Raw genomic sequence first — 23,735 nt, forward strand, 5'->3', positions numbered from 1 at the left:
GCCGGGGCTGACGATCGCCGCGGCCGCCACTACCTTGCGAGGTATGAGCGATGAGGTGCAGACACAACCGATCCAGGTGTTACCACCGCCGGGCCGCCAGACGCGGATCCGGCAGGCCGTGGGCCGGGTTGTGGATCGGTTGGTGGCCCAGCGGCAGGCGACGGTCGATGCGCTCGTGCCCGCGCCCACCCCGCTGAAGCCGGTCGATCTCACCGACGACGCGCGCGTCACCCAGGTGCTGGAGCTGGCCGAGTGTGTCGGGGATGTGGTGCTGGCCTCGGGCAGCTCGGTCATGGACACCTTGAATCATGTCGAATTCATCGCCTCGACTTATGGTCTGTCGCACTGCGATATCGACGTCACCTACAACGCGATCCGCATCTCGGCCGATCGCGGTTCGTCGCTGCCGCCCGCGAGCACCATGCGGGTGGTGCACCATCGCTCGCTGGACTTCACCCGGCTCGCCGCGGTGGACCGCCTGACCCGCCGCATCCGCCGCGAGGTGGTCGCGCCGGAGGATGCGCAGGCCGCCCTCGACACCATCACCGGCGCACCGCATCCCTACAACCGCTGGGTGGCGACCTTCGGCTGGTCGCTGCTGGCCGCCGCGATCGGATTCCTGGTCGGCGGCGGCATTCTCGTCGCCGTGGTGAGTTCGATCGCGACCGCGCTCATCGACCGCACCAACCGCGCGCTCAACCGGCGCGGGCTGCCGTTCTTCTTCCAGGCCATGGCCGGTGGCGCGATCGCGACCGCACCCGCGATCGCACTGGCCACCTTCGCCGGGAGTGTCGAGGCCAATCCGTCGCTGATCGTCGCGGCGGGAATCACCGTGCTGCTCAGTGGTTTACAACTGGTCGGCGCGGTCGAGGACGCCATCACCGGCGCACCGATCACCGCGGCGGCGCGCATGCTCGAGGTGTTCATGATGACCGGCGGCATCATCGCCGGGGTGGCGCTGGCCCTGCGCGCGGCCGAGATGCTGCACGCAGTCTCACCGGCGATCGACATGTACTCCTCGACCGATATCACAAATCTGCCGTTGAAGGTGATCGCCGGTGCGGTCGCCTCACTGGCATTCGCACTGGCCTGTTACGCCGAACAACGCGCGCTGGCCGCGGCCGGGCTCAGCGGCGCCGCGGCGACGGTCTGCTATCTGTTCACCCAGCATGCCGGATTCGGTCCGGTCGTCTCCTCCGGCGTCGCCGCCACCGTCGTGGGCCTCGCCGGTGGTCTGATGGCCCGCCGTGCGCTCACCCCGCCGCTGGTGGTCGCGATGGCCGGAATCACCCCGCTGCTACCGGGTATGAAGGTGTACCGGGGCCTGAGCGCGCTGCTCGACAATCAGCTGCTGATGGGTCTGAGCCAGCTGTTCGCCGCGTTCGCGGTCGGCTGCGCCCTGGCGGCCGGTGTCACACTCGGCGAATGGGTGGCGCGCTTCCTGCGCCGGCCGCGAATCCTGCTGCGCTTCCAGGGAATTCGACGACCGGTGCTGGCCGGCGACCGGTAGCCTCACTCGATCGACAGCCCGATGGTCCGCGCGACATCGGTCAGCGTCGCATCGAACAGCGCATCCGGATCACCCACGGGCATCGGATAGTTGCCGAATACCTCGAGGGTCACATGCCCGTACAGCCGCGCCCAGAGCTGGATCATCAGATAGGTCATGCCCAGATCCAGCTTCTCGGCCGGGAACTTCTGCTCCGAGGCGGCCAGCAGCGCGCATTGGAACCCGATCAGGTCCTCGCGCAACGCCTCCGGAATCACCTCGGCCGAGGGCGTGACGATATCGTAGGTCGCCAGCAGCCGCCCCGCCGCCGCCAGGAAGATCCGCCCGAACGGCTCATCGATCTGGCGCATGGCGCTGGGCCCCGCGCCCGTGGGCGAGGCGAAAACCAGCGTGAATTCCGGTGCGTGCGCCAGCGCCCAGCGCCGAAAACCCTTGCAGATGGCGAACAGCTGCACCACACCGTCATCGGGCAGCTCGGCCGCCTGCGCGGCCAACTCCGCGGCCAGATCCGCGCAGATATCGAGCCGCAGCGCCGCCACCAGCTCGTCCCGCGACGCGTAGTACCGGTACAGCGCCGGCGCGGTGATCCCCAGCTCCCGCGCGATCGCGCGCAGCGTCACCGCCTCGGGCCCCTGCTGCCCCAGCAGCGTTCTCGCGACCCGCCGAATATCGCCGTCACTGACCGCGGGCACCCGACCCCGACGCGCGGGCTGATTCATCCGTCTCCGACCTGCCAGTTCCCGAGTTCTGTATCAGCACGAGCCTAACGGGCCTGCCGATTTCATGTGACGGCGGATGTTTCCTCAGCGGAAGTCCTTGGCCCCCAGACCGATCGACTCCCCGATCTCGGCCAGCGTCGCATCGAACAGCACATCCGGATCGGTCACCGTCAGCGGATAGTTGCCGAAGGCCTCGAGGGTGACATGGCCGTACATCCGGGCCCAGGACTGGATCATGACGTAGCTGATGCCCAAGTCCAGCTTCTCGGCGGGGAACTTCACACCCGAGTCCGACAGCACGCGCAGCAGTTCGGTCTGGAAGACGGTCAGATCCTCGCGCAGACCGTCGCGGATGAATTCCATTGGGGGTGAGACGATCTCGTATTCGGTGAGCAGCCGGCCCGCGGCCGTCAGGAACAACCGGCCCACCGGTTCGCCGAATTGCCGCATGACACTGGGGTTTCCGCGTCCGGCGGGCGAGGCGAACACCAGGGTGAATTCGCGGGAGTGGGTCAGCGCCCAGTGCCGGAAGCCGCGGCAGACGGCGAAGAACCGGGCCGCGGCGTTATCGGGGGCGTCGTCGTGCGCGGCGGTCAGATCGACGGCCAGATCGGCGCGGACGTCCGCGCGCAGCGTCGCGAGCAGATCGTCGCGCGAGGCGTAGTAGCGGTAGAGCGCGGGAGCGGTGATACCCAGCTCCCGCGCGATCGCGCGCAGGGTGACCGCCTCGGGCCCCTGATCGACCAGCAGCGTCCTGGCCACTCGCCGGATATCGGCGTCGCTGACCGCGGGCGCTCGGCCCCTGCGCGCGGGAATCGTCATTCGTATGCGACCTGCCAGCTCTTGATGCCGTTCAACCACCCCGAGCGTAGCCGCTTCGGCTCCGAGATCTGGCGCAGCTTCGGCATCACGTCGGCGATCGCGTTGAAGATCAGATCCAGTTGCAGCCGGGCCAGATTCGCGCCGAGGCAGTAGTGCGTGCCGGTGCCGCCGAAACCCACGTGCGGATTGGGGTTGCGCCCGACGTCGAAGGTGAACGGCTCGTCGAAATGCTCCTCGTCGAAGTTCGCCGAGGCGTAGAACAGGCCCACCCGCTGTCCCGCCTCGAGCACCGTGCCGCCGATCTCGGTATCGCAGGTCGTGGTGCGCTGGAAGGCGGTGACCGGGGTCGCCCAGCGGACGATCTCGTCGGGTGCGGTGCGCGGGCGCTCGGCCTTGTAGAGCTCCCACTGATCGGGGTTGTCCACGAAGGCCTTCATACCGTGGGTGGTGGCGTTGCGGGTGGTCTCGTTGCCCGCGGTCGACAGCAGGATCATGAACCACGCGAACTCCTCGGCGCTCAGCGCCTCACCGTCACGATCGGCCTGCAGCAGCGTGGTGGCGATATCGTCCATCGGACAGCGCTGCCTCTCCTCCGCCAGGTTGTAGGCGTAGCCCATGATCTGCGCGTTGGCCATCCGGAAATCGCCGTCGAAGTCCGGATCGTCGTAGGAGATCATGTGATTGGTCCACTCGAAGATCTTGTGCCGATCCGACTGCGGGATGCCGACCAGTTCGGCGATCGTCTGCAGCGGCAGCTCGCACGCGACCTGCGCGACGAAGTCGCCGCCGCCGGTGCGCCGGGCCTCGTGCACGATCCGCTCGGCACGTTCGGTGAGCGCGGCGCGCAGGCTCTCCACCGCGCGCGGGGTGAAACCCTTGGAGATGATGCGCCGGGTCTTGGTGTGCACGGGCGGATCCATGTTGATCAGCAGCCCGGCCTGGATGTCGATCTCCGCGCGGGTGATATCCGGATTGAACCGGATGATCGACGAATTCGCGGTCGAGGAGAAGATCTCCGGCCGCTTGGAGATCTCCTTGATGTGTTCGAGTTTGGTGACGACCCAGTAGCCGCCGTCGTTGTAGCCGCTGACCCCGTCGGGCTGGGGGTTCCACCAGACGGGCGCGGTGCGGCGCAGTTCGGCGAACTCCTCGACCGGCAGCCGGGTGGCCATCAGGTCCGGATCGGTGAAATCGAACCCGGCGGGGATCGAGGGGATGGACGGTGCGGACACGGGAACCTCCTTTGGAACACGTTCCAAGGAGTGAACCACATCACAGCCCTTTTGTGAACACCTATTAGTAAATGATGTTCACTCCATCAATAGGCGCCGTCCCCGCGCGTGACCGCGCCGATCGTCTTGGCGATGAGCAGCAGATCCAGCACCATCGACCAGTTCTCCACATACGAAAGGTCCATTCGCACAGCATCTTCCAGCGACAGGTCCGAGCGCCCGCTGACCTGCCACAGCCCGGTCACGCCGGGTTTGACCAGCAGCCGCCGCCGCATCATGCCGTCATAGGAGTCGACCTCGCGGCGCACCTGCGGACGCGGGCCCACCACGCTCATATCGCCGCGCAGCACATTGAAGAACTGCGGCAGCTCATCGAGGGAGAACTTGCGGAGTACCCGGCCCACGGACGTGATCCGGGGATCGTCACGCATCTTGAAGAACAGCGGATTGCCGCCGTGAGCAGCGATCAGCTTGCCGACGTGCGCCTCGGCGTCGGCGTACATGCTGCGGAACTTGATCATCCGAAACGGCTTGCCGTCCCGGCCGATTCGCTCGGACAGATAGAACACCGGGCCCGCGCTGGTGAACTTGACCGCCAGCGCGATGCCGATCAGCATCGGCGCGATCGCCAGCAGCGCCGCCGCGGCGAAGCAGAAGTCGAACACCGCCTTGCCGATCGAGCTCGCGCGCCCGTACTGCGGCCGGCCCACGTGCAGCATCGGCATATCGGCGACCAGCCGATGGGTCAGCCGCGTACCCGCGATATCGACCAGGCCCGGCGCGACGATGAGTTCCACGCCGAGCGGATCCAGTTCCCAGGCCATATGCCGGAAGTCGGCCGGGCCGAGGTTGTCGGTCGCGGTCACCGCGACGGTGTCCGCGCCGCTGAGCCGCACCGCCTCCAGCACCGAACGATCGTCTCCCACAACGGGAATGGTGCGCTTGTCCACGCTCAGTCCCGGCGCGGAGCCGTCCGGCGTGCAGACCCCCACCACCTGATATCCGGAGGCGAGATCGCGGGAAAAGGCCGCGACCATGGCCGCCGCCGAGCCGCGGCTGCCGACCACCAGCACGCGGGTCGAATAGCCACCCGCCACCCGGCGTCGGGCGACCCAGCCCCGCCACATCCGCCGCTGCACCATCAGCCCGACCACGCCCAGGGGCAGCGCGATCGCCAGATAACCGCGGGCGATATCGAAGCGGAAGATCAGCGAGCCGATCGCGATCACGCCGAACAGCTTCAGCGTCGCCGCGACCAGGCGACGGTATTCCTCTGTGCCACTACCGATCACCCGCGGCGAACGGCTGCCCGCGCCGGCGAGCAGGCCCACCCACACCAGCCCCAGCAGGACCGAGACCACGGTGTAGCGCACCTCCCCCGGCAATCGCATGGCAAGGGGCGGATCCGCGGGTCCGCCGAAGCGGATCACCTGCGCCGCGGCGACCGCCAGCCCGACCACGACCAGATCGCCGATCCACAGCCGCCGGGCGTATTCGCTCTGCCACCGCTCGCGCTCGGACCGCGGCTGGACCGCTGCGCGCGCGGGAGTACCCGCGCGGAGTTCGAAACTCATGAATGGACGCACCTCCCCCATGGGAGAACTCGGTTCCGTTCCGATCCCCACTGACCGGTCTCCCAAGGGATTCGAACCATGACAACCCTGTGGGCTCGACGATGTTTCGCCGACCAGAAGGCGAATGTTACTGGGGCCCGCGCGACAGTGTGCGCCGAATGCGCTCGGGGCCAACGTATCTCGTTGGTAGCCGGTAACGTAGCAACCGGTTCCTTCTCGCATACCCCTATCACACCCCGACCAGGCGAATCCGCTGGCGCGATCGTCCGATCCGCGACGTATAGCCCCGTAACGCTTCCACTTCGACAGATTTGCACGGTAGCTCCTCGAATACTCACGGGTGCGGGCGAATAGAAACCGACCGGAACTCGCGGGCAGCTCCTCTCGTTCCCGGGACAGGGGTTGCGAAAGGTGTTGTAACGTAAGCACAGTCGACGTCGACGTGCAGTTCGTATCCGGCGGTTCCGCCGACCATCCCGGCCCGACGAAAGGTGGGGGAATTCTCTCGTGCGTTGCCGTCTGTGTGACTCCGAACGTTTGGAGACCGTGGTAGATCTGGGCGCCACACCGCCCTGCGAAAAGTTCCTCACCGAGGCCGAACTCGATCTACCCGAGCCGACCTATCCGCTGCACCTGCGGGTGTGTGCGGACTGTCTGCTGTTGCAGCTGCCCGCACTCATCACCCCGGCGGAGACGTTCACCGAATACGCCTACTTCTCCTCCTATTCCGACAGCTGGGTACGGCATGCGAAAGCCTTTGTCGATCAGGCAGTCACGGAATTGGCACTACGCCCGGACTCGTTCGTCGTGGAGGTGGCCAGCAACGACGGCTATCTGCTGCGGCATGTCGTCGACGCGGGCGTGGGCTGCCTGGGCATCGAGCCGTCGGTCAACGTCGGCGCGGCCGCCCGGGACAAGGGCGTGCCCACCGTGACCGCCTTCCTCACCGAGGAGTTGGCGCGCGATATCCGCACCGAACACGGCCCGGCGGATCTGGTGGTGGCCAACAATGTCTACGCCCACGTCCCGGACCTGCGCGCATTCACCCGCGCGCTGCGCGAACTGCTCGCCGATGACGGCTGGCTGTCGATCGAGGTGCATTACGCGCTGAATCTGGTGCGGCTCGGGCAGTTCGACACCATCTATCACGAGCATTTCCAGTACTACACGGTGCTCTCGGCCCAGCGCGCGCTGGCCACCGCGGGCCTGACCGTGGTCGATGTGGAGCTGCTGCCCACGCACGGCGGATCGCTGCGGCTGTGGGTCCGCCCGGATGCGGTCGCGCAGGTGCGTCCGCGGGTCGGCGAGCTGCTGCGCACCGAGGCCGAGGCCGGATTGCACAGTGTCGCAGGCTATTCCGGGCTTCGCCCGCGCGCCGAACAGGTGCGACAGGAGCTGCTGCGGTTCCTGCTCGACTGCCGCGCGCAGGGCCTGCGGGCGGTCGGCTACGGTGCGCCCGGCAAGGGCAACACGCTGCTCAACTACTGCGGCATCCGGCCGGATCTGTTGTCCTACACCGTGGATCGCAATCCGTACAAACACGGCCGCTACACACCCGGCACACGCATCCCGATCCTGTCGCCCGACCGTCTCGAGGACGACCGGCCCGATGTGGTGGTGGTACTGCCGTGGAATCTCGAGGCCGAGATCACCGCACAGTTGCGGCATATCGGTTCCTGGGGCGCGGAGCTGGTCTATCCGCTGCCCACACTGCATCGCGCGGAAACCGCAGGGAGTCATTCGTGAAGGTCGTTCTGTTCTGTGGTGGCTACGGCATGCGCATGCGCGGGGGCACCGACGATCCGGTGCCCAAGCCCATGCAGCTGGTCGGCCCCCGGCCGCTGATCTGGCATGTCATGCGCTACTACGCGCATTACGGGCATAAGGACTTCATCCTGTGCCTGGGCTACGGCGCGACCCATATCAAGAACTTCTTCCTGACCTATCAGGAGTCGGTGTCCAACGATTTCGTCATCCGGGGCGGCCAGGTGGAACTGCTCGCCTCCGATATCAGCGACTGGACGATCACCTTCGTCGACACCGGGCTGGAGTCCGCGATCGGCGAACGCTTACGCCGGGTGCGCGAACATCTCGTCGGCGAGCAATACTTCCTGGCCAACTACGCCGATGTGCTCACCGACGCACCGCTGGACGAGATGATCGACAAATGCGTGGCCGCGAGCGCGGCGGCCTCGATGATGATCGTGCCGCCGCAGTCGTCGTTCCACTGCGTGGATGTCGACGCCGCGGGCAGCGTCGAGCACATCACGCCGGTCTCGCGGCTGCCGATCTGGGAGAACGGCGGCTACTTCGTGCTCACCAACGAGGTGTTCGATCTGCTGCCGCCCGGCGGGGATCTGGTCGAGGACGCCTGCGGTGCCCTGGCCGCACAGGGGCGGTTGGTCGGCTATCAGCATCTGGGCTTCTGGAAACCGGCCGACACCTTCAAGGAACGTGCCGAACTCGACGCCGCCTATCATTCCGGGCAGCGTCCCTGGATGGTGTGGGAGCGGAGCCGGGCCGCATGCTGAGCCTGCGCGGCGATGTGCACGAGATCGCCCTGGTCGGCGCGCACTGCGATGATCTGGCGATCGGCGCCGGCGGGACGCTGCTCAGCCTCGCCGCCGCGGTGCCCGGCCTGCGGGTGCGGGCGCTGGTGCTGTGCGGCGGGGATACCGACCGCGCGGCCGAGGAGCGCGCCGCGCTCGAATCCTTTTGTCCCGGAGCCGAACTCGAACTGACAGTGCTGACGTTGCCGGACGGGCGCACGCCGCCGTACTGGGGCATCGCCAAGGCCGCGGTCCACGAGCTGCGCCGCCGGGGCGCCCCGGATCTGGTGTTCGCGCCGCAACCGGGCGATGCCCATCAGGATCATCGGCTGCTCGCGGAGCTGGTGCCCACCGAATTCCGCGACCATCTGGTGCTGGGCTACGAGATCCTCAAATGGGAGACCGATACGCCCCGGCCCACGCTGTTTCATCCCCTGTCCACCCAGATCGCGCTGCGCAAGGCGGAGCTGTTGGTCAAACACTATGCTTCCCAACGGGATCGGGACTGGTTCGACGAACAGTCCTTCCTCGGGCTGGCCCGGCTGCGCGGCGTGCAATGCCGCGCCCGCTACGCCGAGGCATTCGTGATCGACAAGGCCGCCGTCGACTTCGGAGGTATGTGACCCATGCGAGTACTGCTCACCGGCCATCAGGGATATCTCGGCACGGTCATGGCCCCGGTACTGACCGCGGCCGGACACGAGGTGTCGGGCCTGGATATCGGCTACTTCGCCGACTGCGTCCTGGGTGACGCCCCGGCCGATCCGCCGGGGGTCACCGCGGATCTGCGCGAGCTGACCGAGGAGCATCTGGCCGGATTCGACGCGGTCGTACATCTGGCGGCGCTGTCCAACGATCCGCTGGGCGCACTCGCCCCGCAGATCACCTACGACATCAACTATCACGCCTCGGTGCGGCTGGCACGGCTGGCCAAACAGGCTGGGGTGCAGCGGTTCCTGTACGCCTCGACCTGCTCGGTGTACGGGGCGGCCGGGGACGGACTGGTCGGCGAGGATGCCCCGCTGCGGCCGCTGACCCCCTATGCCGAGAGCAAGGTGCGGGTCGAGGACGATGTGGCCGCGCTCGCCGATTCCGGGTTCTGCCCGGTATTCCTGCGCAATGCCACGGCATTCGGCTTCTCACCGCGGCTGCGCGCCGATATCGTGCTCAACAATCTGGTCGGCTACGCGGTACTCACCGGCGAGGTGCGGGTGCTGTCCGACGGGACGCCGTGGCGTCCGCTCGTGCACACCGCCGATATCGCCGCCGCGTTCGCGACCTGCCTCACCGCGCCCGCGGACCGAATCTCCGCGCGTGCCTACAACATCGGCGACGAATCCAACAACCTCACCGTCGCGCAGATCGCGCAGGCGGTGGTCGAGGCGGTGCCGGACTCACAACTACTCATCACCGGCGAGACGGGGTCGGATCCGCGCTCGTACCGGGTCGATTTCTCCAGGGCCCGTGCGGAATTGGGCTATCGGGCCGAGTGGAGCGTCGCCGCGGGCGCGGTGGAGCTGGCCCGTGAATACCGCGCGCGCGGGCTGACCGCCGAGGATTTCGCGGCGCGGTTCACCCGGCTGGCCCAGCTGCGTGAGCTCAAAGACACCGGCGCGCTGGATGATTCGCTGCGCCGGATCACGATCGGGGCGTGAGGTGCAGCGCGGCGAGCAGATCGGCCCAGCTGCCGGCGGCTCGATCCCGGGCCGAGATCAGGATGACCGGTTGCGGCCAAGCGATCCCCAGCTCCGGATCGTCGTGAGCGACGGCGAGATCCTCGGCCGGATCGTGCGGCCGGTCGATGCGATAGCAGACATCGGCGACCTCGGTGAGCGCCTGGAAGCCGTGCAGGAAACCCGGCGGCACATACAGGCTCCGAAAGTCGTTGTCGTCCAACAGGAATGCCTGTTTACGGCCGAAGGTGGGCGATTCCGGCCGGATATCGATCAGCACATCGTGCACCGCGCCGTGCGCGCAGCGGACCAGCTTCGCCTCGCCGCGGCCGGACCGGCCGTGCAGGCCGCGGACCACGCCGCGCACCGAACGCGACTGCGAATCCTGCACGAACGCCGCGGCCGCGCCCGTGACGCCCAGATGGGCGTCGAACATCTCGGCATCGAAGGTGCGGGTGAACAGGCCCCGCTCGTCTCGATGCGGCTGCGGGGTCAATACCAGCACATCGGCCAGCTCGGCCGGTTCGATACGCACCAGGACATGGTGTCATGACGCGGTTCCACGAGCCAGGCTTCGCGCGACGCGGATGCCGAGCATGCGGGGCGGCCGCGCTCACCGGCGTCCTGGATCTCGGGAAAATGCCTGCGGCGGACCATTTTCCGGAGCGGGATGAGCCGCTGGCCGCAGACCCCCTACATATGCTCGCGATGGTGATGTGCCGGGCGTGCGGGCTGGCGCAGCTGGCCGACGACGATACGATCGCCGACGAGCCGCGCGGTGTCGAACCGCGCGCACTGCGGGAGCAGGCCGCCGACGCCGTGGCCCGCATCGCCGCCACGGGCCTGCTGCGCGGGCGGGCGGTCCGCGAATTCGGCAGCCCGCACGGCGGCACCTGGCTGCCGCTGCTCGCCGCCCACGGCTGCCGCGAAACCACCGACGGCCCCGCGGATATCGTCGTGGACACCTTCGGAATCATGCATGAGCCCGATCAGCGCGCCGCCGCGGCCGAGCGCGCGGCCGCGGTCGGCACGGGCGGGACGCTGCTGCTGCAGTTCCATTCGCTGCGGGCCATTCGCGCGCAGGGTCAGTGGAATGCGTTGCGGCACGGGCACTTCGCCTACTACTCGCTGACCGCGCTGTGCGCACTGTTCGCGGGGGCGGGCCTGTATCCGGCCACCGCCTGGGAATTCGAGCTCTACGGCGGGACGGTGCTGGTCGCCTTCGCGCATCGGCGGGTCGCGCCCGATGAGCGGGTGCGGGCGATCCTCGACGCCGAGGCCGAACTCACCGATCCGGCCGCGCTCGGCTCGCTCCAGGACGCCGCCGACCGCCAGGCCGAGGCGCTGCGGCGCTGGCTCGACGAGGAGGCGACCCGGCAGCATCGGATCTACGCCTATGGCGCGGCCTCTCGCGCGGTCGCGCTGTTCGCCCGTGCCGGCCTGGGGCACGCACACCTCGCCGCTGTCGCCGACGCCTCCCCCGCCAAACAGGGGCGCCGCATGCCCGGCACCGATATCCCGATCATCCACCCGGCCGAACTCGTTGCGGCACAACCGGATCGGGTGCTGCTCACGTTGCCCGATCTGCTCGGCGAGGTCGAGACGAACCTGCCGAGCCTGCGCGGACGCTGGGTGGTGGAGGTACCGCAACCGCCGTGAGACCGGGCGGGTGCCGGACAGGGTCGGGGCCGCACCGGGCACCGGTGCGGAGATGACAGATGAGGAATCGGGAACCATGAAGCACAGGACGCAGCGCGCTCTCGCGCGCACCACCGCCGCCGCGGCCGCCGCGGCCGGCCTGATCGCCGGAACCGGTAGCGCCGCCGCCGGTGTCGACGGCACCAACAGCATCGTCGATCACAGCACACGCACCGTCGAGGCGATCTCCGAGGACACCCACATCAACTTCGTCCCGCCGCTGGACGGCAATCCGCTGACCCGCGAATGGTTCCACAACGGCCGGGCCAGCTTCAAGGTGTCCGGGCCCGATGCCGACAAGTGGCACGGGCATATCACCATCGGCTACATGGTCGGCTTCCCGGCCACGCTCAGCGGGAAGATCAAGTTCGAATACACCACCCCCGGACTGGAATTGGAACTCGGCGGCGACGGGGCCAAACTCGACTTCTTCGATCTGATCCCCAAGGTCGGGGTCGAGATGGAGGTCGGCTTCGGGCCGGGCATCCAGACCGTCGACTGCGCGGGCGGTGACATCTCCGGCGTCGAGGGATTCATCCAGATGTCCGGCTTCCACGGCACCGTCACCGGGGTGGTGGGGCCGACCACGATCCGCCCGTATGTGAAGGTGGTCAGCGCCGACGGCGACACCGTCATCACCTACGGCCCTACCGCGACGATCTGAGCAGTCCCACCGCTCGTACCCGCACCCGCTCGGCCGCCTGCCGGACCAGTCGCAGATCTCCGGTCACCACATCGGAGCTCTCGACCAGATCCGGATACTCGCGGCCGAGCCGGTGATGGAAGCGCGCCATCTCGGTGAGCTTGGATACCGTCGAGGTGCTGCTGCACAGGTTGAACGATGAATTGCGCCAGGCCGCGAGGATATTCGGCATACCGTAGAACAGGCCGAATTCGCAGACGCGCGCGAACAGGTCCACATCCATCGGGAACACCAGATCGCCCCGGAATCCTCCGGCACGCTCGAAGTCGGCGCGGCGGAACATCGCCGCCGCGGTGGGCCCGAAATCAGCCGGACCGCGGCGCACGATCGTGCGCATGAGCACCCGCGCCGGCTGCGGGCCCAGCAGACCCGGCAGACCCAGATCGGTCTCCTCGACCTCGCCCGCCTCGTCGATCACCTCGAATTTCGATGAGCTGCAGGCGATATCGGTGTCACGCATGAGTTCCAGCTGCGCCTTCAGCGCGCCGGGCAGCAGGATATCGTCGGCGCAGACGACCTTCACCAGCTCGCCCGAGGACAGCGCGACGGCCTTGTTCCAGTTCTCACCGATGGCGAGCACACGATCGTTGCGGTGCAGGCGGATCCGGTGGTCGTCGAACGAGGCGGCGATGGCGGAGGTGGTATCGGCGCTGGCATTGTCGAGCACCGCGATCTCGGCCTCGACGTCCTGGTCGAGGATCGAGCGCAGCGTGGTCTCCAGGGTGCGGGCGGCGTTGTAGGCAGGCACGCAGATCGATAGTGTCGTCATCACTCCCCCTTGGCCGGTACCGCGGACGGTTCGCTCTCGACGAGCCGGGCGATTCGCTCCAGCGCGCCACGGGCGGCATCGATCTGTTCGATGGCCTTGTGCCGCAATGGCTCTCGCAGCGTGGGCGCCTGCTCCCATTGCGCCCGGATCGCCGCGGTCAGTGCCGGTTCGAGATCCGGATCGCGCAGCTCGACCACGCGCAGTCCGGTGCCGAACATCTCGGCCAGGCCGTGGAACTTGTCGTTGTAGTAGCGCGAGGCGGTGATACCGACAGCCGGAATGCCCTGTGAGAGTGCGAAGACCGCCAGATGATAGGCACTGGTGACCACCACCCGGCAGCGCGCGACCTGCCGCGCCACATCCGCCGCGGTGGCGCCGCGACCGACCGGGCGACGGGTGCGGGCCGCACCCGCGAGCAGCGGTAGCGTGCAGCGGCGGTCCTCGGAGTCGTATTCGGAGATGATCAGCGGCGACAGCGCGGCGTCGAATTCGGCCGACAGCGCGCGCACCGTGGTGCCGAGCACGGCCCGGGCCGCCGTGCCGACGCGTGCGTAATCGGCTACGCGCAAACAGATTCCGAGATCGGGGCCGATGGTTTCGGGCCGCAGCCGATACGCCAGCTCCACCGCATCGTCCCCGGTGACCACGATCCGGTCCGCCGCGACGCCCAGCTCGGCCAGCAGCGCCGGACCGCGGCGGCCCTCACGCAGCGCGATGAGGCCCACCTGCGGCAACACCTGCGCCGCGCGGTCGAGCAACCGCGGATCGTCGATCGGCCCGATACCCTGCCCGATCATCGCCGTCGGAATACCCTGCGCCTGAGCATATTCCAGCAGATTCAGGGTGCGATGGGCCTGATAGCGATCGACGTCGGTGAAGTAGCCACCACCCTGCGCCAGCACCAGCGAGGCGTCGGCGACCGCCGAGGGCAACGGCGGCGCAGGCGGTTCGGACGCCGGAGCGCCACCGGCCCGCCGCAGCGCCCGCAGCCTCGATTTGGGCCCATCGGTGCGGGCCCGCCACTGCAGCGCCGCCACCCCGACCGCCCGATCCCAGGCCCGCGTCCCGGGCCAATACCCGCCGCTGCCGAGGCAGATCGGCTCCGCCTGCGGCAGCAACGCCCGCAGAATCCGCGGCTGATCGGTGAGCATCCCGATCCGCGCATCCGGCCATCGCTCCCGCAACCGCCGCACGGTCACATCCATCATGGCGATATCACCGCGATTACGCAGCCAGTATTCACCGTTCTCGACCAGAACCCGAATATCCGCGGCATCGAACCCCGCGCCGAACTTCCCCACTCTGTAGTTCCTTCCGCACGTCCGGACCCGCCGGCTCATCGGTTCGGAGAAGCAGCACTGCCACCTGAGACCTCCATCGCACCATGTCACCACCCCGTTACGCAATATTGCGAAATGCCTTCGCCACCAAAGTATTCCGGTCGGTTGGGTTCCGACGTCTTCCTCGTCATGGCCGTGGCCGTCGGCCTCGCGCCGTTGTCGCCGAACTCATCCGGGGAGCCGGATCGGCACGAGGATGTGGAGTCGCCGATGTCCGGCCGACGCGCCGCCCACCGGGCGGAAGGTGGCCGCGCGGGTCGGGCCGATCAGGCCGATCTCGATCGGGGATGTCCGCGCGACCTGGACGGCGTCCAGCAGCCAGCGGGGATTGAAGGCGGTGGTCACCGGGTCGCCGGTCAGGTCGGCGGGCAGGGACTCCTCGGCGCGGCCGCCGGTGTCGTCGCCGGCGGTGAGGCGCACCGCCGAATCGGCGAAGGTCAGGTGGATTCGGCTGGTGTGGGCCGAGAGCAGGGCCACGCGTTTGATCGCCTCCACGAGTGCGGTGGTGTCGATGCGGGCGAGGGTGGTGTGTTCGTCGGCGAGGTATCGCTCATAGGGGGCGTAGGGCATATCGAGCAGTCGCGTCGTGTGGTGCTGGGTCGGCGAACTCAGGGACAGGACCGATCCGGTTGCCGCGCCGCCCAGTTCGATGCCCTCGCCGAGGAACGTCTTCGCGGCGTCGGCGAGGGCGCGGGCCGGGACGAGCAGCGCCGCGGATCGATCATGGTTCGCCGGTTGCCAATCCAGTTCCTGCACGGCGATCCGGAAGCGGTCGGTGCAGACCAATCGCAGTGTGGCGCCGTGGAATTCCAGATGCACGCCGGTCAGCATGGGCAGCGTATCGTCGCGGCCCGCGGCCACGGTCGCCCGCGCCACCGCCTCGGCGAAGGCGGCGCCGTCGACCGTCCCCCGCGGCGCGGCGGCGTCCGGCAGCGCCGGATAATCGTCGATCGTCATGAGCGGCAAGGCGAATCGCGCCGAGCCGGACACCATATGCAGATGCGATCCACCCTCGGATATCTCGATCGGCCGCGCCGGCAGGGCCTTCGCGATCTCGGCCAGCAGCCGTCCCGAGATCAGCACCGCGCCAGGCTCGTCGACGATCGCCTCCGCGACGACCGCGCACGAGGACACCTCGTGATCGAAGGCCGCCACGGTCACCGTATCGCCGGTCGCGCGGATCAACACCCCGGCGAGGATCGGAATCGGCGGGTGGCTCGGAAGGCTGTGCGCGACAACCGATATCGCCCGGACCAGGGACGCCCGCCGGATCCGGAGTTTCATCGCCTCTCCCCCGTGCGGTACTCCAGCCGGTGATACAGCGCGCTGGCCCGCGCGTGCGCGGCCTGTTTCGACCGGTATCCGAACCATTCGGCGATGGTCGCCCAGCCGACGCCGCGCTCGCCCGCCGTCCGCAGGATCGCGAGCTCCAGCCGATCCAGTTCGGTATGCGCCGCGCTCAACATCGCCGCGCACGCCGCGAGCAGCTGCGGGGTCGGCACCGCCTGCTCGTCCGCCGACAGGCGCGAAACCACCTCGCGCAGCACCTCTTTCGGATCCTCCGGCGACCGCCCGTCGGGCGGCCCCGGCAATCCGTCCAGCCACTCGCGCGCCACCGCGCGATCCCACTGCCCCGTCTCGGTCACGGCGACCAGCCTACCGATGCTGTCAAAACAGTTTTGACAGCAGGGAATTCAGCGAGCGCTGCCCAGGTTCCGGTCCTCCTGCCCGCCCGACAACATGGTGGTGGTCTCGATGATCTGCCGGAAGCGGCCGTCGGCGGTCATCTCGGCGAAGACCAGCACCTCGAAGGCGACCTCGCTGCCGTCGTTCTTGCGGGCGTGCACGGTGTGCCGGTCGGCGTAGCGATCACCGTCGCTCAGTTCGTCGTGCACCTCGACGCTCCCGCTCTCGACCACGCCGCGCAGATGCGTGATGTGCTCGACGAACTCCGCGCGATCGGCCCACACACCGTCGGTGCGCTGGCGGTAGTCGTCGGCGAAGTGGCGCGCGACGGCGGTCTCGACGTCGATCGATCGGTCGAACAGCAGGTCGGTGAGCGCCGCGGAAATGATGCTGGTGGTGACGGACATGGGAAACTCTCCTTCATCAGATGCGTGCTTCGTGCACGCATCCGACTGTAACGCATATGCGTGCGCGATGCACGCTATTCTCGAAACATGACACAGCAGGGAATCGGAGCGCAGGTCGCCGAGGCCATCGCGGAGTTACTGCGGCGACAGACCCGGGAGGGGGTGTACGCCGAACTCACCGCGGGAGTGGATCCGGCGGTGGACGCGGCGACCTATCCGGTGCTCAGCGCCCTGGCCCGCTGGGGTCCGCGTAGCGCGGCGGCGCTGGCCACCGAGATCGGCCTGGACCGGTCGGTGACCAGCCGCCACGCCACCCGGCTCGAACGCGCCGGGCTGGTGCTGCGCTCCCCGGATCCCGACGACGCCAGGGCCACCCTGCTCAGCCTGACCGAGGACGGACAGCGGGCGATCGCGGCCATGCGCGGGCGGCTCGCGCGGCGGCTCGATCGGCATCTGGCCGACTGGCCCGAGGCCGAGGCCCGGGCGTTCGCCGCCGCGCTGACCCGGTTCGTCCGCGAGGAACCGTTCGGTTAGCGGTTGCTCTCCTGCAGCGCGATGACGCGGTGCAGCGCCTCACGGTCCTTGACCACCTGGTCGTAGAGCCACGCCAGATCCTGTTTGAGCGCGGTGCGGGAATTGCCGTCCAGATACACCATGTGCCCGGACGGATAGAAGCGAATGTGTAGATTCTCCCGCACCGCCGGATCCGCGAGCGGCATCTGCTGCAGATCCTGCACCGTCTGGAAGCAGGGGGTCACGAAATCGTAGTAACCGTTGGCGGACAACACCTTCAGATCAGTGTTGATCGCCATGAGCGCGGCCAGATCCCCGGCGGTGTACAGGGCGGTGGCGGCCAGTTTGGTCCCGGTGGGATCGACGTGGCTGTAATCCCAGTTCTGGAAGACCTGATCGTTGAGGTCGGTGTAGGCGGAATTGGAGGTGAACTTCAACTGCTCGTTCAGATACAGATTCCACATCGCGGTGTACACGCCCGACACCGCGGCCATGGTCGGATCGTTACCGCCCGAGGCCGGATCGACCCGCCCGGCGATGCCGGTGTCGATGGCCGTGACGCGGCCGTCGTAGGCGCCCAGCGCCTTGCCCTGATCCTGCAGCAGCGCGGTCAGGAACGGGTAGCCGATGATCAGGCTCCACGAGACCAGGACGGTCTTATCGATGCCGGTATAGGCCGCGAGCTTATCGATCACCGCCGGATCCGACTTCGGAAATGCCTGCAGCGCCTGCAGATACGGCCCGACGGCGAACTGTTCGACCTCGCTGACGAAGGTCGCCAGATCCGTCGGCGGCGGGGTGACCCCGAGCCGCTTGTGATACCAGGCATCGGCCGCGGCGGTCGGCAACAGCCCGATCGGATTGCCCACCTGCCGATAATCCAGGATCGAGGATTGCAGCGTGATCCCGTTCAGGTCGACGCCGTCCTCGTGCAGCATGTAGCCCAGCACACAGCTCCGCGCCGTGCCGTAGGACTCGCCGTAGAGGAACTTCGGTGAGTTCCACCGGTTGTTCTTGGTCAGATACCGCTTGATGAAGTTCTTGATCGACTGCGCATCCGGGTCGGTGCCCCAGAACTCCCGATTCTTATGCGGCGCCACGGCCGCCGAATAGCCGGTGCCCACCGGATTGATGAACACCAGATCGCTGCGGTCGATCAGGCTGTCCGGATTGTCCTCCATCGCATACGGCGCGGGCGGGGTGAAATCCGGCATGTTGGTCTTGATCCGGCGCGGCGCGTACGAGCCGAGCAGCACGAACACCGCCGACGACCCCGGCCCGCCGTTATAACAGAAGGTGACCGGCCGCGTCTCTTCCTGCTGCCCGTCCTGCGTGAACGCGACATAGAACATCTTCGCGTTCGGCGCCGAACTACTCGGATCCACCGTGACCAGATGCCCCGCGGTCGCGGTATAGGCGATCTCCCGCCCGCCGATCGTGATCGAATGATGCGTCACCGCCGCCGTCTCGGTGATATCGGTGACGCTGTCGTCCGGCCCGTTGCCATACACCACCGGATCGAAGAAAGGCTGATCGCCGCTCTCATCGAGAAACGGACCCACGACACCACTCATCGGACCTACCCTTCGTAGCCGAATCCCCCTCACACCCAGGGGTTTCCAGCCTACCGCTCCGGCACCCGACTCCGCCCCGGCATCGTCCACTCCCGCGCCCTGATCATGCGCCGCGCCGCACGCCGGTTACGGCTACCTCAAGGATCGTCTCGCGGCCCTGCGGGCGCGGGCGAGCCGGGTCGAACGGCGCTGGCCGGATCAGAGTGTAGCCGACGATCTGGTCGTCGAACATGCGCGGATGCGCATTCGGGCCGAAATCGACTGGCATGAGAAGGTTCTGGCCGATATCGGGAAACTGCGGTCCGGATGAGGATTGCCGTCGGTTGGCCATCGCTTTCGGGTTCGTTCGCCTAAACTGTCGGCTGGACAAGGGGTTCATGTCGCGGTCGCGGCCGGGACAATTCGATCGACTCAGGGGTCGTAGGTGGTTTTGCGGGTGCATATGACCGGGTCGGAGTGGTTCTCCGCCGCGCCCGGTGGATTGAACAGATACTTCACCGATCTGTACCGCGCCCTCCGGGGTCTCGACGAGATCACCCTCAGTGCAACGGCTTTCGGGACTCCTCCGCCCGGCGGCAGTTCCTGGGGAACGACCGGCGGAACCACCTCACACCGCGCACGCCGCGCATTCATGGACCGGTCGGGATTATCCCCTAAAGCCCCTAACCCCATTGTGGACAGACATTTCTGCCTGTATGGAACGCCGACCTCCGGACCGCTGGTGGTGCATTTCCACGGGCCCTGGGCACAGGAAAGTCAGGCGGCCGGAGAAACCGACCGGACAGTGCGTGCCAAGTATCTGCTGGAACGACTGCGTTATGCCCGCGCGGATCGATTCGTGGTGCTGTCCGGCCATTTCCGCGACATTCTCGGCACCGACTACCGCATCTCCGCCGATCGGATCACCGTGGTGCCGCCGGGTGTCGATCTGAACCGCTTCGCGCCCTCCGAACCACAGCCCGGAACTCCGCCGACCGTGCTGTGCGTGCGCAGGCTCGAGCGCCGCATGGGCATCGATGTGCTGCTGCGCTGCTGGCCCGCCGTCACCGACCGCCATCCCGACGCCCGTCTGATCATCGTCGGCACCGGCACGGCCGAGCCGGCATTACGCACCCAGGCCGCCGCCGACGACTCCATCCGCTTCACCGGGCGCGTCGACGACGCCGAGCTCATCCGCCTCTACGCGCGAGCCACCTGCACCGTGATCCCCTCGCTCGCCCTGGAGGGCTTCGGCCTGATCGCACTCGAATCGCTGGCCGCGGGCCGCCCGCCGATCGTCACCGACTGCGGCGGCCTCCCCGATTCGGTGCGCGAACTGGACCCCACGCTGATCGTCCCGCCCGCCGACCCCGACGCCCTCGCCGAACGCCTCGCCGCCGCGCTCGACGGCGCCGCCCCGACGCCGACACAGTGTCGCGCCCATGCGGAGACGTTCTCCTGGGACCGCGCCGCCCGCCGCCACCTCGACCTCTATCGCGAGCTGGCCGGATGAGAGCCGTCTTCCTGACCCACACCGCAGCGCCGTCCGGGGCCGAACTCGCCACGCTCCGACTGGTTTCCGCGCTGCGCGGCCCGCTGGACCCGGTGCTCGTCTACACCGCCGACGGCCCGATGGTCGAACGCACCCGCACCCGCGGCATCGAAACCCGAGTGCTGCGCAACGATTTCGACAGCCGCGCGATGACCATCCAGAAGGCGGATCCGCGTCGCCTGCTCGCCGGGGCCCTCGCGCTGGCGCGCATCGGCTGGACGCTGGGCGCGACGGTCCGGGAACTGGAGGGCGCGGTGCTGATCGCGCAGAGCACGAAGGCGCTGTTGATGGGCGCGGTCGCCGCCCGGCGCGCCCGCGTCCCGCTGATCTGGCAGGTGCACGATCGCATCGCCGCGGACTACTTCGGCCGCCGGCTCGCCCCGCTCATCCGCCTGCTCGGCTGGCTGCTCGCGCACGGCTATCTCGCCAACAGCCAGACCACCCTCGCCACCCTGCACACCTGGCGTCGCCCGGCCGCCGTCGCCTATCCCGGCCTGGAACCGCGCCCGCCGGGGCCGCGGCGCCCGGCCCAGCGCCCGCCCGCCGACACCGTCGTCGCGATGGTGGGCAGGCTCGCGCCGTGGAAGGGCCAGGATCTATTCCTGCGGGCGATCGCCGAGACGAAAACCGTTCCGCGACAGATCCTTCTGATCGGCGGCACCTTCTTCGACGAGCAGCCCTACCGCGCCGAACTCGAGCGCCTGGCCGCCGAGCTGGCCCTGCCGGTCACCTTCACCGGACATGTCGACGATCCGGAGGACTATCTGCGCGAGGCCGATATCCTCGTGCACTGCTCGGTGCTGCCCGAACCGTTCGGCCAGGTGGTCGCGGAGGGGATGCGGGCAGGTTGCGCGGTGATCGCCACGCGCCCCGGCGGTCCCGCCGAAATCGTCGAGCCCGGCCACAGCGGACTGCTGGTCGACGCCGGGGATCGCGCCCGACTCACCGCGGCGCTCGACACCCTCATCGAAAACCCTGAACTGCGTGCGAAACTCGCCGACGCCGCCCAGCTCCGCGCGCAGCAATTCGATATCGCCGAGACGGCCCGCACGGTCGCGGAGCTGCTGGCCTCGGTGCGGCGAAAGCGAGTACGACATGGTTGATTCCGTCGATCGGGACGAGCGGCGGCGAAAACCGGGCCGCTTCGGCGCGATGGGCGTGCTGCGCGATATCGGCTACGTCAGCTTCGGCAAGTACGGGCAGTACGTCATCACCGTGGTAACCCTCCCGCTGATCGCGCGCCAGCTCGGCACACACGGCGTGGGCCTGCTGGCTATCGGGATGTCGGCGTACTTCATCGGATCCCTCGCCGTGGATCTGGGGATCACCTCGTTCCTCGCGGCCAAGGTGCACGATGCCCGCACCGGAATCGGCCCCGATATCAACCGGCTGCGCGGCACCTATCTGCTCATTCGCGCCACGACCCTGACCGTCCTCGGCGCGGCGCTCGTCGCGAGCCTCGTGGTCGGGGTGCGCCCGCAGGTGCATATGATCCTGTTGGGCCTGTTCGCCGGTGGGATGTGGTCGATCTCGGAGGACTGGCTGCTCATCGGGCAGGGGCGGTTCGGGGCGTCCACCCTGTATCAGGGGGTCGGCCGCGTCGCCTATCTGATCCTGTTGGTGGCGTTGCTGCCCCGGTTCCCCAGCGCGTCGATGGCGATGGTCTGCCTACTGGTGTCGTCGCTGCTCACCGTCGGGCTCACCTGGTGGGATTCGTTGCGCACCTTCGGAATTCCGGGCCGCCCCCGCGAGGTGCGGCGAGTACTGCGGATCGGCGCGCCGGTGGTCACCTCCCGCGCGCTGGTCACCAGCTACGGACAGGGTTCGGCGGCAGTGTATTCCGCGGTACTCGACGCCGCCACGCTCGGATTGTATTCCGCTGGAGACCGTTTGGTCCGCGCCATCCAATCCCTGCTCGACCCCATCGGTTTCGCGCTGCTGCCCCGCATGGCGCGGCGCAGCGCCGAGGAGTCGTTCTGGCGCAATTCGATGCGCTCGCTGGCCGCCTGCGTCTCGGCGGCCGTGGTCGCGGTGCTGGGCGTGTGGCTGGCCGCGCCGCTGTTGATCCACATCATGTTCGGCAGCGCCTTCCTCGGCGCGGTCCCGCTGCTGCGCGTGGAGGTGCTCATCCTGCCCGCCACGACCGTCACCTCCTTCGCCACCACCGCTGTGCTGCCCGTCCGCCAGGACACCGTCGGCGTGCTGATCGGGGCCGTGTTCGGCACCGTGGTCGCGGCCGGGGCGCTGATCGTGGCGGTGCAGACCCAATCGGTGTGGACACTGGTGTACGGCACCGTCTGCGCCGAGGTTACCGTCGCACTCTGGTATCTGAGCCGGATGCGCTGGCTGGTCCTGCGCGAACGCGCGACCCGCGATCGGGTGCCGACACCGGCGGCCGTGCCGGCCCTGGAGGGCGACGCGGCGTGAGAATCCTCTATCTGGGCGACGATTGGCTCGGCAGCAACGCCCGGTCGCTGGCCGACGGCTTCCGCCAGGCCGGTCACGATGTGGTGGTGGTCGACACCACCGCGGTCACCCTGCCCGCCAGGCTGTCGCCCTCGTGGTTGTACGCCAAGGCCTCTCATCGCCGGGCCCCCTGGACGCTGGCCGCCGTGCACGACCGGATCGACGCGCTGGCCGCGGATTTCGCACCGGATATGCTGTTCGCCTTCAAGGCCGTACATCTGGATCAGCAACGGCTGCTGTCGGTTCCGGCCGCGCTGCGGGTGCACTACAGCCCCGACGATGTCGCCAATCCGGAGAACATCAGCGCCGAATACCTTGCGCACGAACCGGAATGGGACCTGGTCGTCACCACCAAGCGGCATAACGTCGAGGAGTTGCGCGCCCGCGGCGCCGGCGCGGTCACCTTCGTGCCCAGCGCCTACGATCCGGCCTGGCATCACCCCTGCGCCCGGCGCGGCGGCAGCCAATTCCTCGCCGGATTCATCGGGGCACAGCGGCCCGACCGCCGCGCACTACTGGTCGAGCTGGCCCGCGAGCACGGCGACCGCTTCGCCGTCTACGGCCCGGGCTGGCGCCGGGTGGCGTCGATGCGGCGCTCGGCCGCGGCCGTGCGCGGACCGGTCTACGGTCAGCAGTTCTCGATCGCCGTCGCCGCCGTCACCGCCAATCTGGTCCTGCTCAACTCCGCCAACCGCGATACCCACACCTGCCGCAGCTTCGAAATCCCCGCCGCCGGAGGCCTTTTCGTGGGCGAACGCACCGATGAGCATGCCGCGCTGCTGACCGAGGGCACGGAATGCTTCCTGTTCTCCTCCCACGCGGAACTGCGCGAGATCCTCGAGCGCTGCGACCGCCGCCCCGACGAGGCGGTCAAGGTCGCCGAGGCCGGATATCGCCGCATCCTCGCCGGGGGACATCGCTATGTGGATCGCGCGCGCGAGATCGTTCATGCGATCGGGTAACGGCCGG

The 23,735-nt window shown here is 68.3% G+C and carries 24 protein-coding genes; 12 read left to right on the forward strand and 12 right to left on the reverse strand.

The window, feature by feature from the left end; genetic code table 11:
* The first annotated feature begins 43 nt into the window (after window positions 1–43).
* Window positions 44–1,510 (forward strand): threonine/serine exporter ThrE family protein, encoded by a 1,467-nt coding sequence (locus tag ACIA76_RS05010; RefSeq protein ID WP_397148587.1) that lies wholly within the window; start codon window positions 44–46, stop codon window positions 1,508–1,510.
* A 2-nt stretch (window positions 1,511–1,512) separates the two neighbouring features.
* Here ACIA76_RS05010 and ACIA76_RS05015 read toward each other — a convergent pair whose 3' ends face one another.
* The 4 genes from ACIA76_RS05015 to ACIA76_RS05030 form a co-directional block, all read right to left on the reverse strand.
* Complete coding sequence (locus ACIA76_RS05015; protein WP_397148589.1) at window positions 1,513–2,229, reverse strand: TetR/AcrR family transcriptional regulator; 717 nt, start codon at window positions 2,227–2,229, stop codon at window positions 1,513–1,515.
* 84 nt (window positions 2,230–2,313) lie between these two features.
* Window positions 2,314–3,051 (reverse strand): TetR/AcrR family transcriptional regulator, encoded by a 738-nt coding sequence (locus tag ACIA76_RS05020; RefSeq protein WP_397148591.1) that lies wholly within the window; start codon window positions 3,049–3,051, stop codon window positions 2,314–2,316.
* Window positions 3,048–4,223, reverse strand: coding sequence for a cytochrome P450 (locus ACIA76_RS05025; protein WP_397149404.1), 1,176 nt, complete (start codon window positions 4,221–4,223; stop codon window positions 3,048–3,050). Before ACIA76_RS05025 ends, ACIA76_RS05020 begins: the two co-directional genes overlap by 4 nt.
* A 146-nt stretch (window positions 4,224–4,369) precedes the next feature.
* Complete coding sequence (locus ACIA76_RS05030) at window positions 4,370–5,857, reverse strand: sugar transferase (protein ID WP_397148593.1); 1,488 nt, start codon at window positions 5,855–5,857, stop codon at window positions 4,370–4,372.
* A gap of 507 nt (window positions 5,858–6,364) precedes the next feature.
* On the opposite strand from ACIA76_RS05030, the gene ACIA76_RS05035 reads away from it, so the two are divergent.
* From ACIA76_RS05035 to ACIA76_RS05050, 4 genes are read left to right on the forward strand one after another with little or no spacing between them, the layout of a single operon-like run.
* Window positions 6,365–7,603: a methyltransferase domain-containing protein gene (locus ACIA76_RS05035; RefSeq protein WP_397148595.1), complete on the forward strand. Its 1,239-nt coding sequence runs from the start codon at window positions 6,365–6,367 to the stop codon at window positions 7,601–7,603.
* On the forward strand, window positions 7,600–8,388 hold the full coding sequence (locus ACIA76_RS05040; RefSeq protein WP_397148597.1) for a sugar phosphate nucleotidyltransferase: 789 nt from the start codon (window positions 7,600–7,602) through the stop codon (window positions 8,386–8,388). The genes ACIA76_RS05035 and ACIA76_RS05040 overlap by 4 nt, the downstream gene beginning before the upstream one ends.
* Window positions 8,382–9,029, forward strand: coding sequence for a PIG-L deacetylase family protein (locus ACIA76_RS05045; protein WP_397148599.1), 648 nt, complete (start codon window positions 8,382–8,384; stop codon window positions 9,027–9,029). The genes ACIA76_RS05040 and ACIA76_RS05045 overlap by 7 nt, the downstream gene beginning before the upstream one ends.
* Before the next feature lie 3 nt (window positions 9,030–9,032).
* Window positions 9,033–10,061: an NAD-dependent epimerase/dehydratase family protein gene (locus ACIA76_RS05050; RefSeq protein WP_397148601.1), complete on the forward strand. Its 1,029-nt coding sequence runs from the start codon at window positions 9,033–9,035 to the stop codon at window positions 10,059–10,061.
* Here ACIA76_RS05050 and rfbC read toward each other — a convergent pair.
* A complete protein-coding gene (gene rfbC / locus ACIA76_RS05055) occupies window positions 10,045–10,614 on the reverse strand; it encodes a dTDP-4-dehydrorhamnose 3,5-epimerase (protein ID WP_397148603.1) in 570 nt (189 codons plus the stop codon). The two genes, ACIA76_RS05050 and rfbC, sit on opposite strands and share 17 nt — an antisense overlap.
* Before the next feature lie 14 nt (window positions 10,615–10,628).
* Between rfbC and ACIA76_RS05060 the strand changes: the two genes are divergently transcribed.
* Window positions 10,629–11,738, forward strand: a complete 1,110-nt coding sequence (locus ACIA76_RS05060; protein WP_397148605.1) for a class I SAM-dependent methyltransferase — start codon at window positions 10,629–10,631, stop codon at window positions 11,736–11,738.
* A gap of 76 nt (window positions 11,739–11,814) precedes the next feature.
* Window positions 11,815–12,441 carry an MspA family porin gene (locus ACIA76_RS05065; protein ID WP_397148607.1) on the forward strand — a complete coding sequence of 209 codons (627 nt, stop codon included), beginning with the start codon at window positions 11,815–11,817 and terminating at the stop codon, window positions 12,439–12,441.
* On the opposite strand, the gene ACIA76_RS05070 is transcribed toward ACIA76_RS05065, so the two are convergent.
* From ACIA76_RS05070 to ACIA76_RS05090, 5 genes are all read right to left on the reverse strand, one after another.
* Window positions 12,425–13,249: a glycosyltransferase family 2 protein gene (locus ACIA76_RS05070; RefSeq protein ID WP_397148609.1), complete on the reverse strand. Its 825-nt coding sequence runs from the start codon at window positions 13,247–13,249 to the stop codon at window positions 12,425–12,427. The two genes, ACIA76_RS05065 and ACIA76_RS05070, sit on opposite strands and share 17 nt — an antisense overlap.
* The gene (locus tag ACIA76_RS05075) at window positions 13,249–14,550 is read right to left on the reverse strand and encodes a polysaccharide pyruvyl transferase family protein (RefSeq protein ID WP_397148611.1); all 1,302 of its coding nucleotides are present in this window, start codon (window positions 14,548–14,550) and stop codon (window positions 13,249–13,251) included. The genes ACIA76_RS05070 and ACIA76_RS05075 overlap by 1 nt, the downstream gene beginning before the upstream one ends.
* 207 nt (window positions 14,551–14,757) lie before the next feature.
* Window positions 14,758–15,873, reverse strand: coding sequence for a DNA polymerase III subunit beta (dnaN, locus tag ACIA76_RS05080; protein ID WP_397148613.1), 1,116 nt, complete (start codon window positions 15,871–15,873; stop codon window positions 14,758–14,760).
* Entirely contained in the window at window positions 15,870–16,235 is a 366-nt protein-coding gene (locus ACIA76_RS05085; RefSeq protein WP_397148615.1) for a hypothetical protein, read from the reverse strand. The genes dnaN and ACIA76_RS05085 overlap by 4 nt, the downstream gene beginning before the upstream one ends.
* A gap of 48 nt (window positions 16,236–16,283) precedes the next feature.
* A complete protein-coding gene (locus ACIA76_RS05090) occupies window positions 16,284–16,682 on the reverse strand; it encodes a nuclear transport factor 2 family protein (protein ID WP_397148618.1) in 399 nt (132 codons plus the stop codon).
* A gap of 87 nt (window positions 16,683–16,769) precedes the next feature.
* Between ACIA76_RS05090 and ACIA76_RS05095 the strand changes: the two genes are divergently transcribed.
* On the forward strand, window positions 16,770–17,216 hold the full coding sequence (locus ACIA76_RS05095) for a MarR family winged helix-turn-helix transcriptional regulator (RefSeq protein WP_397148620.1): 447 nt from the start codon (window positions 16,770–16,772) through the stop codon (window positions 17,214–17,216).
* Here the strand turns inward: ACIA76_RS05095 and ACIA76_RS05100 are convergent.
* Together ACIA76_RS05100 and ACIA76_RS05105 are read right to left on the reverse strand one after the other, a co-directional pair.
* Window positions 17,213–18,769, reverse strand: coding sequence for a S10 family peptidase (locus ACIA76_RS05100; RefSeq protein WP_397148623.1), 1,557 nt, complete (start codon window positions 18,767–18,769; stop codon window positions 17,213–17,215). The two genes, ACIA76_RS05095 and ACIA76_RS05100, sit on opposite strands and share 4 nt — an antisense overlap.
* A 103-nt stretch (window positions 18,770–18,872) precedes the next feature.
* Window positions 18,873–19,100: a hypothetical protein gene (locus ACIA76_RS05105; protein WP_397148625.1), complete on the reverse strand. Its 228-nt coding sequence runs from the start codon at window positions 19,098–19,100 to the stop codon at window positions 18,873–18,875.
* Between the two features lie 111 nt (window positions 19,101–19,211).
* On the opposite strand from ACIA76_RS05105, the gene ACIA76_RS05110 reads away from it, so the two are divergent.
* From ACIA76_RS05110 to ACIA76_RS05125, 4 genes are read left to right on the forward strand one after another with little or no spacing between them, the layout of a single operon-like run.
* The gene (locus tag ACIA76_RS05110) at window positions 19,212–20,261 is read left to right on the forward strand and encodes a glycosyltransferase family 4 protein (RefSeq protein ID WP_397149406.1); all 1,050 of its coding nucleotides are present in this window, start codon (window positions 19,212–19,214) and stop codon (window positions 20,259–20,261) included.
* Entirely contained in the window at window positions 20,258–21,403 is a 1,146-nt protein-coding gene (locus ACIA76_RS05115) for a glycosyltransferase family 4 protein (protein ID WP_397148628.1), read from the forward strand. Before ACIA76_RS05110 ends, ACIA76_RS05115 begins: the two co-directional genes overlap by 4 nt.
* A gap of 49 nt (window positions 21,404–21,452) precedes the next feature.
* Window positions 21,453–22,727 carry a lipopolysaccharide biosynthesis protein gene (locus tag ACIA76_RS05120; RefSeq protein WP_397149408.1) on the forward strand — a complete coding sequence of 425 codons (1,275 nt, stop codon included), beginning with the start codon at window positions 21,453–21,455 and terminating at the stop codon, window positions 22,725–22,727.
* Window positions 22,724–23,728 carry a glycosyltransferase gene (locus ACIA76_RS05125; RefSeq protein ID WP_397148630.1) on the forward strand — a complete coding sequence of 335 codons (1,005 nt, stop codon included), beginning with the start codon at window positions 22,724–22,726 and terminating at the stop codon, window positions 23,726–23,728. Before ACIA76_RS05120 ends, ACIA76_RS05125 begins: the two co-directional genes overlap by 4 nt.
* Window positions 23,729–23,735: the final 7 nt, after the last annotated feature.

Origin of the sequence: Nocardia sp. NPDC051570, assembly GCF_044454005.1 — a bacterium.
Lineage (GTDB): Bacteria > Actinomycetota > Actinomycetes > Mycobacteriales > Mycobacteriaceae > Nocardia.